Raw genomic sequence first — 8,733 nt, forward strand, 5'->3', positions numbered from 1 at the left:
CTTCAGTGACTTGACCTCAGCCCTCAGCGACTCTACGAACGCACGCAAATCAGTGATGATGACGTCCTTGTCTTCCATCCACGCAATAGAAACAATTTGCTCGAATTGCGAACTACCAATTTACTGCCGTGAACGGTTACATTGCCGAAGCATTCGCAGTGGACACGGTTCGTCAACGGAGCCGAAACGCAAGCGGAACTCAAAGCATTGCGTCACAGTCTTTCGCGGGGGACACCCTTCGGCGATTCGGCATGGCAGCAGTCAACGGCCGTCCAACTCGGACTGGAGTCCTCGCTCCGACCACGCGGACGCCACAGAAAGCCGAAAAAGTAGAATGTCCCCTTTTTGCGTTCATGGGCAGGCTTCTTTTCGAGAATGGTGAACAACCCGCTTGGCGTGGGATGCGCGGAGACGCCCGTCGAAACCGGCGTATCGATCGCGAGCCGGTCGCCCGCGTAAACCCGAGCCCGTTGTTCGGCCTGTGAGATCTCGATTCGCGCATTGTCAGGGCTCAACTCGGTGTAGACCTGATCGTCGATGTAAGCTGACCCTTGGGCGGCGTTGATTTCGATGGCGCGAATATTCGGCGCGCCAGCAGCTGCCGCGCCCGGAAGACTTGGAGCGGGCGTGGGATTTGAGACGCAACCGGCGAGAAAGCGCATCGCCCTCGACCTCGATCGCTCAAGGCCAAATCGGGATTCAGCACGCCTTCCGCCCGACCGACCGAGGAGGAGGAGGCGGCGATTTCCAAAGTGCTTCCCCATGGGATCTACACGATTCCCGAGTGCACGATCGTGAACGAAATCGACCTCAGCCATGCCGTAGATATCGTTGAGCGTTTCGTGGTCGTCCCAGGTGTAAACGCTGGGGACGTTGCGATGCCCGTCGCTCAAACGAACCGGATTCGGCGCCCCATCCGGTGGAGCGGCCAGCAGCTGCTGAGTGAACACCGCAAGGGCGAACGATGAGAAGATGCTGGGGTTCCCATCGGTAAAGTTTCCCTAGGAGTCTGTCGGACTTAGCGAGATTCAAAGAAGTTCTTAGGTCGAAATGGCCAGTTAAGCCCTCACAGGTAAAGTATTCTTTCCACGAAAGATGTTGGTTCGAGAATATTGAAATCTCAGGCAGTTAAAGATCTAAGTCCGACAGACTCCTAGCGGAAGGATCAACACACAGATAGTATAACAATATGCAATCACAAAACCCCCAACCGGTTAACGCATCGAAACATCCCCTCAGCCGGATCGCGATCGCGCTCATCCCTGGCACGGCCATTCGCGCCGCCGAGCCGATTAAGGTGTTTCGCACGGGCGACGAACTCATTGTCATGCTGGATCGGTTCGATCTTCTTCGCGAAGCGAACATCGGGCTGGTCGCGGAGCTGAAACTGCGCGGCGACGGCAACGACAAGGATCTTTTAATTGACCTATCCGACGCGGCCGTCAAAGGCACGCTCGTTGTCGATCTCTCGAAATTTGGGAACTGCGCCGGAGTGAGCATCTCAGTGAAGGATGCAACCGGAAAGGTGCTCGCAGAGAAGTCGGTTGCGCCCATCGTCGAAATTCCGGTGCCAAGCAAAATTTCGGTCTCACCCGCTGGGGCCCTTGCCTACATTGAACCCGGGACGGCGATCACCGGCGCTGGATTTGCTTCACCGAAGATTCCGCTTCCTGACGTCAAGAAACTACGGTCCGTCCAAATCGGTTCAGCCAGCCGGTCGGTCTCCAAGCAAGACATCACGTTTCCGGTGATTTCGCAAGGCGAAGCTCCGATACGCGGCGGCTACGTATTGAGTCGGCAGACGGCCGCGCCGAATGATCCGACTAAAGCCAGTTTGTATATCAGTTACAAGAGGGCCCTGTATGATGGCGCCAAGCTGGCCGGATGGCGGAAGTTCTTGTTCGAAATTCCCATTCAAGAGGCTTGGGGAAAAGGCCAAGGAGACGAAACCGTGAACATCGGCGACGACGTTCGCGTACATGTTACCGATAAGGTGAAAGAGAAGGATTGGCGAGGAACGCAGCGACACATACTCGGCGAAGGAGACGCCGACCTAGGTCAAACCCTTTCCGCCATCGACGACGACGGACGGATCTATTTCATCGCCGAGTATCGGGTGGTCCGATTCGACCCGAATACGGGAAAGTTCGAAATTTCGCCGCCGTTCGACTTGCAGAAATTGTGTCCCGGCGGTGCCACGATGAAGGACTCGCCGGGATGGTTGAGCGGCAACTGGACGATGGTCTGCGCACATGGCCGTGTTTTTCTCGTCGATATCCTCGACTTGAAGACGGGCCCCCCTTCGCCGGGAAGCGATGTCCCGCAGCGACGGATCGGCGGGCTCTTCTCGATTCCGCAAGATTGGCGCGACGCAAAAGCATTTTCCTCCGATGTTCGGCTGCATGTCGGAACCTGGGAGACCGCCGATCCCACGTTCTATAAGACCGGTCCGACCATCGGAGCCGCAGCGGATGAACGAAAGCTCGGAAAGCCCATCGTCACCGAAGCCGGGCTGTTGATTCTGCCGGCGGGAAAACAATCTGCCGGCGGTCCTTGGCGCCTAGATCTCGACGACCAGGGAGACAACAAAACCTTCGGCGAAGTCGATTCGCTCTCCGATACCGTCTCGAAGGATGGGAGCACAACCTTCGCGCCGACCCAAGAAGCCAAGATCAACGGCGTCAGCAAGACCAAGGTGCATCTCGTCGGAAATATCTATGGACGTCACTTGGTCGGACCTGCCGGAACCGATGGACTGGTAATTCCTCGCGCTTCGATTCGACAGCTTTTGATGAGCGACGGGTGGAACGCATCGATGCTGCTTCCGCACTCGTCGAAACACGATCTCCGGACCTACGCGGGAGCGCCCGAAGGGATCGTGACGGTGAACTGGGACATCGTCGAGAGGATCAAAGCCACTCCGGAAGCGCAAGGTCCGCTGGTCGAATCCTTGCAAGGGGGAGCGAGTATGGGACCTGCGTTCCTCGTCACGCCGGTTCCCGGCGAGCCGGACAAGGCTGTGGCGATTTGCGATTATGTAGCCTACACGTTGTCAACGCTCGACTTTTCAAGAATTGAAGACGAGCGCGTCGTTCGCAAGACGGCTTTGCCGGCCAGGGCAGGCATTGCCGCAGGCCTGGGAGTTTACGATTCCGCCTGGGTCGAACACGATGAGGAGCAATGGCTCTATCTCGGTGGTTACACCGGAATGACCCGCATTCAATACTCAAAAGGCGACAACGTGTTGGATTCGATGACCTCGGAAATGTATAATGGCCGTCTGGTGCCGGTTCCGGTGGATCAACATGCGCGCGGAGGCTTAAAGCAATACGATCGGATCTTACCAGTGTTCGGAGGCCGATTGATGGACTCCGGCACAAGCCGTTCGGGCCGCGGAGGCGAGGCGTTTGGCACAGGGCTTGAAGTCTTCGACCCGAATCTTCTCGGATCGGGCACCTCGACCGATTCCGTTCCCTCCCAAACGGCAGCCTACATGAGCCGCTGCTGTGGATCCTTGGGCACGCTTCAGAGCCGGATGGTCTGGAACGCTCATGACGGCGGCAGACGGCAGGAGGTCTTTGGCAGTGGTCAGCCGAGCAGGGTGTTTGTGGACGAACTCGGCGCCCAGGACAAGGCCCTCGTCCCGGGCAATTTGGACGAAAAGGTATTTAACTACGAAGTGTCGGAAGACGAGGGCTTGCGCGATCTCTTTGGCTTCTCGTTGCCGGTCACGGAGCAGGGCGAGAGCGTCGGAAGTTATCTTGCTCTATCACCCTGCCAGCGATTCCTCATTATCCTCACGGAGGACGGAACGCTTTACACATACAGCATTGCCCAAAAGCAGTTCATCGATGGTGTTAAAATGAAATCTCCTGACGGAGACGCTGTGGCGATGATCGGCTTCAGGCGTCCCGGTGAGAAGATTCTTACCGCTCCCGACGGCCAACAATTTATCCTGACCGCACCCGCTGGTAAAGTGGGAGCGTCGGTTCAGTTTAATCGCATCGTGGTCGGCCAGGACGGTACCTTGACCATTGAACCCTACTTGCGAATCGACGGTGCGGACAGCAACGACTGTGAGGACCTTCGAAATTGTGTCCGCTGCTTCATGCCCGATCTAAAACGCAAAGACGGGTCGATTGATTTCGTCATCGGCTGGGACTCAAAGGACCGAGCCCAAGCCAAGCCATTCGTGAGAGTGATCGCCGATTTCATTCCCCCCGAGCCATGAAAAGTAGCCTATCAAAGTTTCCATTGAGAGTATCGAATCAGAACGCATTGATCACTCGAAAATCCCTGAGCTGGATCCTGGTGTTCGCGTACTGGTTCGGTGTGACTGCGGGACCGCAAGGTCTTCACGCCACGGACAAAGATGCGACGGACGACAGCGAGCAGCCGACCATTCTCGATTACACGGTCAAGCTCGACACGATCATGTCGGGCTTCGACGGCAAGACCTGCTGGGTTGCTCCGCGAGCCGGCGTCGTCCCGGGCGCGAAGCCGAGCGTCGTTTTCACAATGCAGAAACTGTTGCTGACCGGGAGTGACGTCTTTTATGCCGTCAATGAAGTCCGTTCCGACGACTTGGGGAAAACGTGGCTGCCACCGATCGAACACCCGGTTACCTTGGGCCGACGAACGGAGCCGAACGGAATCGAGATCATCGTTGGCGATTTCGTGCCTAAGTGGCACGCGCCTTCCGGCAAGTTGCTCGGGACCGGGCCGACGGTGCGCTACAAGAAAAACGCTGCTGGCGCGGAAGTGAAGATCAGTCAGAACGAAGCGCCCTCGCGGACCGCGTACTCGGTCTACGATCCGCAGGAGCGAACGTGGACGCCGTGGGAAACGATCGTCATGCCCGACGATCCCAAGTTCTTCTACGCGACCGTCGGAGCTAGTCAACGTATCGATTTGCCCAACGGCGAGATCCTGCTTCCATTCCACTTCAAGACCGCCGGCGAAAGCCCCTACCATACCGCCGTGATGCGTTGTTCTTTCGACGGTCGCAAGCTGGCGTACATCGAACATGGCGACGAGTTGCAGCGACCGGTCGAACCGGGTGTCGAATACAAGCTCCCGGGCGGTCGGCAGACGGGGGTGTTTGAGCCCTCGCTGACGCGCTATCGCGGACGCTACTATCTGACGATGCGCAACGACCGCGCCGCGTACGTGGCCACCTCGGAAGACGGCCTGCACTTTGGGCCTGTCCAGCGGTGGCGCTTCGACGACGGCGGCGATCTCGGCAGTCAGAACACGCAGCAACACTGGGTGGCTCACACCGATGGCCTGCTACTCGCATACACACGCAAAGGCGCAAACAACGACCACGTCTTCCGCCATCGTGCGCCACTGTTCATCGCCCAGGTCGACCCCGAAAAGCTCCATGTGATCCGGAGCACCGAGCGCGTGCTGATCCCCGAACGCGGCGCGGGCCTGGGCAACGCCTTTGGCGTCACCGAGGTCAATGCGAATGAGACGTGGGTTACCACGGCCGAGTGGATGCAGGGCCCGAAAGGAATAACGGTTCCCGGCAACAAATACGGCTCCGACAACAGCGTCTACGCCGCTCGCATTCTTTGGAAGACGCCAAACCAGGATCTGGACAGGACAAAGAGTCGATAAACCGAATCGGCCCGGTTGTTTGCGTTCTGGCGGCCAAGACAAAAGAATGGGAATGCCTGGCGATCGTCGAGCGCTTCGTTTGGCGTCCGTTTCATGATCGCGAAAGCCTCGACCAATCCCAAAGCCGTATGTCAGCGCAACGCATCTTGCGCTTTCTTAAACGTAAGCGTCACGCCGGGCACCTATTGAGAAAGGGAGCATAGAGGTCATAGCGTATCGGCTATGACATCTATGAGTGAAAAGGATCTATTATCTCAGCGTCTGCCGCGAGTCGATGCCCGAGGCCGGGTGCGAACCGAGCCCGAAGAACGCGAGTCGATCCTCGACGAATTCGAGCGAAGTGGGACCAGTGGGGCGGGCTTTGCGAGGCTGCATGGGATCAAGTATGCGACTTTCTCCAAATGGGTTCGAAAGCGTCGCAGGCAGCGGCAGAGCGAGCAGGCTTCCCAGGAAGCGGGTGGAGGCGGCGCAAGCGCATTGACGTTGGCTGAAGTGGTGCTGGCCGAGCAGGCACTCAGCCCGGCGCAGCAAAGCGCAGAGGCGTTGCGAGTCGAGTTACCGTCCGCTGCCACGATCGTGATCACCAATCGGCGACAGGTGCAGTTGGCGGCCGAACTCTTGCGGGAGCTGGCATCATGCTGAGCTTCGCGGGCAGTCTGAAGGTTTACGTGGCGCTGGAGCCGTGTGATCTGCGCAAGAGTTTTAATGGTCTCTGGACGGTGGTCAGCGAGCAGTTGAAACTCGATCCCAGAAGCGGGGCGATTTTCGTCTTCGCCAATCGGCGCAGGAACCGGCTCAAGATACTATATTGGGACGGCACTGGGGTGTGGGTGATGGCCAAGCGCCTGGAGGAAGGAACGTTCAGTTGGCCAAAGAGCGCTCAGAGCGACACGAAGAAAATCAATCTCACGCCCGAGGCTTTGGCGATGTTGACCGACGGCATCGAGCTGCGTGCCGGTGGCCGCCGGGCGTGGTATGAGCGCGATTGAAGGCGTGCTTTGCGCCCTGGCATTTGACAGGTGTGCTAGTGTGTAATCATGGCTGAGGATGTTCGGCGCCTTAAGAAAGAAAACGAAGCTCTTCGTCAGCGGATTCATCTCCTGGAGCAGAAGATCGATCTGTTAGTGCGCCAGATCTACGGCCCGAGAAGCGAGAAGCTCGATCCCGATCAGTTGCAGCTGCTTTTCGATCCTGACAGCACAAAAAAAGACGACGCCCCCTCCACGACTGATATCGAGCAGCTGCTGGCGGGGGCCCCTGATCACAAGGGCAAGCGCCGCACCCCAGCCGAGGCCAGACCGCGCATCCCGGACAACCTGCCGGTGGTTGAAGAAGTGATCGACCCGCCTGCGGTGCGCGCCTGTCCGCAGGCCTGGCGGCAGATCGGCGAGGAACGCAGCGACTTGTTAGACTATCGACCGGGCCGCTTCTTCTGCCGCCGCATCGTGAGGCGCAAGTATGTCAGTATCGCCGACAGAGAAGCTGCGCCAGTGATCGCTGAGCTGCCGCCGAAGCTGATTGAAGGCGGCAAAGTCGCGCCGGGATTATTAGCGCATATCGTGATTAGTAAATATGCAGATCACCTTCCGCTATATCGTCAGGAAAAGATCTACGAGAGCCGTCACGATGTGTGGCTGCCGCGTCAAACTCAAGCCAGGTGGATCCTGGCGGCTGCTGAGTGGCTACAGCCTCTTCAACGCCAGATGCGCCAGGAGATCTTTGCCAGCAACTACGTCCAGGCCGACGAAACGCCCATCAAATACCTCTGCCCTGGCAATGGTAAAACCAAACAAGGTTACCTCTGGGCCTATCACGTTCCCGGCGGCGACACGATATTCGATTGGTGGCCCGGGCGCGGAACCGATTGCCTGCGCCAAACCGTGCCGGACAGCTTCGAAGGCATCCTGCAATGCGATGCCTATAGCGCTTACAAAAGCTTCGCTCGCGAGCGTCAAGGCATTGAGTTAGCCGGTTGCATGGCCCACGCCCGCCGACGCTTCCATGAAGCGCTCGAAGAAGCCCCTCAACGCGCCGCGTGGATCCTGCGCCAGATCGCTCACCTCTACCGGATCGAAGCGCAACTGCGCGAAGCTCGCGCCGGACCAGCCCTGCGTCAGAGCATTCGCCAGAGTCAAAGCGCTCCTATTTTAACGCGCATTCATCGCGCTCTCTTTCGCTTCCAGGCCACTCATCGACACCTGCCCCAAAGCCTATTCGGCAAAGCGCTAAGCTATTGCCTGGAGCAATGGGCGCTACTCACTGTGTTCGTCGACAACGGCCGTGTCGAGATCGACAATAATCTAACCGAGAACGCCATCCGCCCCACTGCCATCGGCAAAAAGAACTGGCTGTTCATCGGCGATGTTGACGCCGGTTGGCGCAGTGCCGTGATCTACTCGATCATCGCCAGCTGCCGCACCCATGGTATCGAGCCCTTCGCCTACTTGCGCGAGATGTTCACGATCCTGCCGAGAGCAACCAATCGGCAGATCGTCGCGCTGACTCCAAAAGCCTGGGCCAAGCGCAAGCGCGCAGCTGAACTGGCTGCGGCATAGACGTCATAGCGCAGTTCTACGACATCTATGGCTCCGTCTGTCAAGGGGGGGCCGACGCACCGCTTACGGTTCTCCTTCGAAGCGGAACACCGGTTGCGCATTCACCCGCTCCGGTTTGTGATCGTCCCTGCCGTCCCACTGGACGACATGTTCGCCGGCCTCGAACAGCGTTTCCGAGATCAGGTTGCGCACCCGTTTGCCATCCGCGTCATCCACACGAGCGTCACCACGCTGGGCTTGTCGAGCGTGAAATGCACCGGAATCTGCGGCAATTCGGCGGCTCTTGATCGCTTCTCATCACGCGCAAGGGTGAGGTCGGGTGACTGAGCGAAGGCCGCGCAGGTGGCGAACGCGAGCAGGGTGCTGATGAAGAGCGTTTTCATGATGGAATGGTTGTCATGTTGAAGGCTGGCGGATCGATTCACAGGAGGATCACTCGGCTTTCGTGAAGGTGATCTTGCCCCAGTGCTGGTGTGCCATCGAGTTCGGAGAGATAGCGCACAAAGAGCACCTTACTTGGCGGCTTTGGAGTTACTGTCTTTCGGCAGGTCGCCGA

General features: G+C 58.2%; 8 protein-coding genes. 5 read left to right on the plus strand and 3 right to left on the minus strand.

Features of this window, described 5'->3' with window-relative positions; translation table 11 throughout:
- Window positions 1-212: 212 nt before the first annotated feature.
- On the minus strand, window positions 213-950 hold the full coding sequence (locus ACESNB_RS03435) for a L,D-transpeptidase family protein (protein ID WP_373003871.1): 738 nt from the start codon (window positions 948-950) through the stop codon (window positions 213-215).
- 239 nt (window positions 951-1,189) lie between these two features.
- On the opposite strand from ACESNB_RS03435, the gene ACESNB_RS03440 reads away from it, so the two are divergent.
- The 5 genes from ACESNB_RS03440 to ACESNB_RS03460 all read left to right on the plus strand — a co-directional run bounded on the left by ACESNB_RS03440 (window position 1,190) and on the right by ACESNB_RS03460 (window position 8,177).
- A complete protein-coding gene (locus ACESNB_RS03440) occupies window positions 1,190-4,231 on the plus strand; it encodes a hypothetical protein (protein WP_373003875.1) in 3,042 nt (1,013 codons plus the stop codon).
- Window positions 4,232-4,278: 47 nt separating this feature from the next.
- Window positions 4,279-5,622, plus strand: a complete 1,344-nt coding sequence (locus ACESNB_RS03445) for a sialidase family protein (protein WP_373003878.1) — start codon at window positions 4,279-4,281, stop codon at window positions 5,620-5,622.
- A 231-nt stretch (window positions 5,623-5,853) separates the two neighbouring features.
- The gene (locus ACESNB_RS03450) at window positions 5,854-6,264 is read left to right on the plus strand and encodes an IS66 family insertion sequence element accessory protein TnpB (RefSeq protein ID WP_373003881.1); all 411 of its coding nucleotides are present in this window, start codon (window positions 5,854-5,856) and stop codon (window positions 6,262-6,264) included.
- Window positions 6,258-6,611, plus strand: coding sequence for an IS66 family insertion sequence element accessory protein TnpB (gene tnpB / locus ACESNB_RS03455; protein WP_373003884.1), 354 nt, complete (start codon window positions 6,258-6,260; stop codon window positions 6,609-6,611). The genes ACESNB_RS03450 and tnpB overlap by 7 nt, the downstream gene beginning before the upstream one ends.
- A gap of 48 nt (window positions 6,612-6,659) precedes the next feature.
- Entirely contained in the window at window positions 6,660-8,177 is a 1,518-nt protein-coding gene (locus ACESNB_RS03460) for an IS66 family transposase (RefSeq protein WP_373003887.1), read from the plus strand.
- A 63-nt stretch (window positions 8,178-8,240) separates the two neighbouring features.
- Here ACESNB_RS03460 and ACESNB_RS03465 read toward each other — a convergent pair whose 3' ends face one another.
- Window positions 8,241-8,369 (minus strand): hypothetical protein, encoded by a 129-nt coding sequence (locus tag ACESNB_RS03465; RefSeq protein WP_373003890.1) that lies wholly within the window; start codon window positions 8,367-8,369, stop codon window positions 8,241-8,243.
- Window positions 8,357-8,560 (minus strand): hypothetical protein, encoded by a 204-nt coding sequence (locus ACESNB_RS03470; RefSeq protein ID WP_373003893.1) that lies wholly within the window; start codon window positions 8,558-8,560, stop codon window positions 8,357-8,359. The genes ACESNB_RS03465 and ACESNB_RS03470 overlap by 13 nt, the downstream gene beginning before the upstream one ends.
- Window positions 8,561-8,733: the final 173 nt, after the last annotated feature.

Source organism: Hyphomonas sp., from assembly GCF_041689225.1.
In the GTDB taxonomy this organism is placed as follows: domain Bacteria; phylum Pseudomonadota; class Alphaproteobacteria; order Caulobacterales; family Hyphomonadaceae; genus Hyphomonas.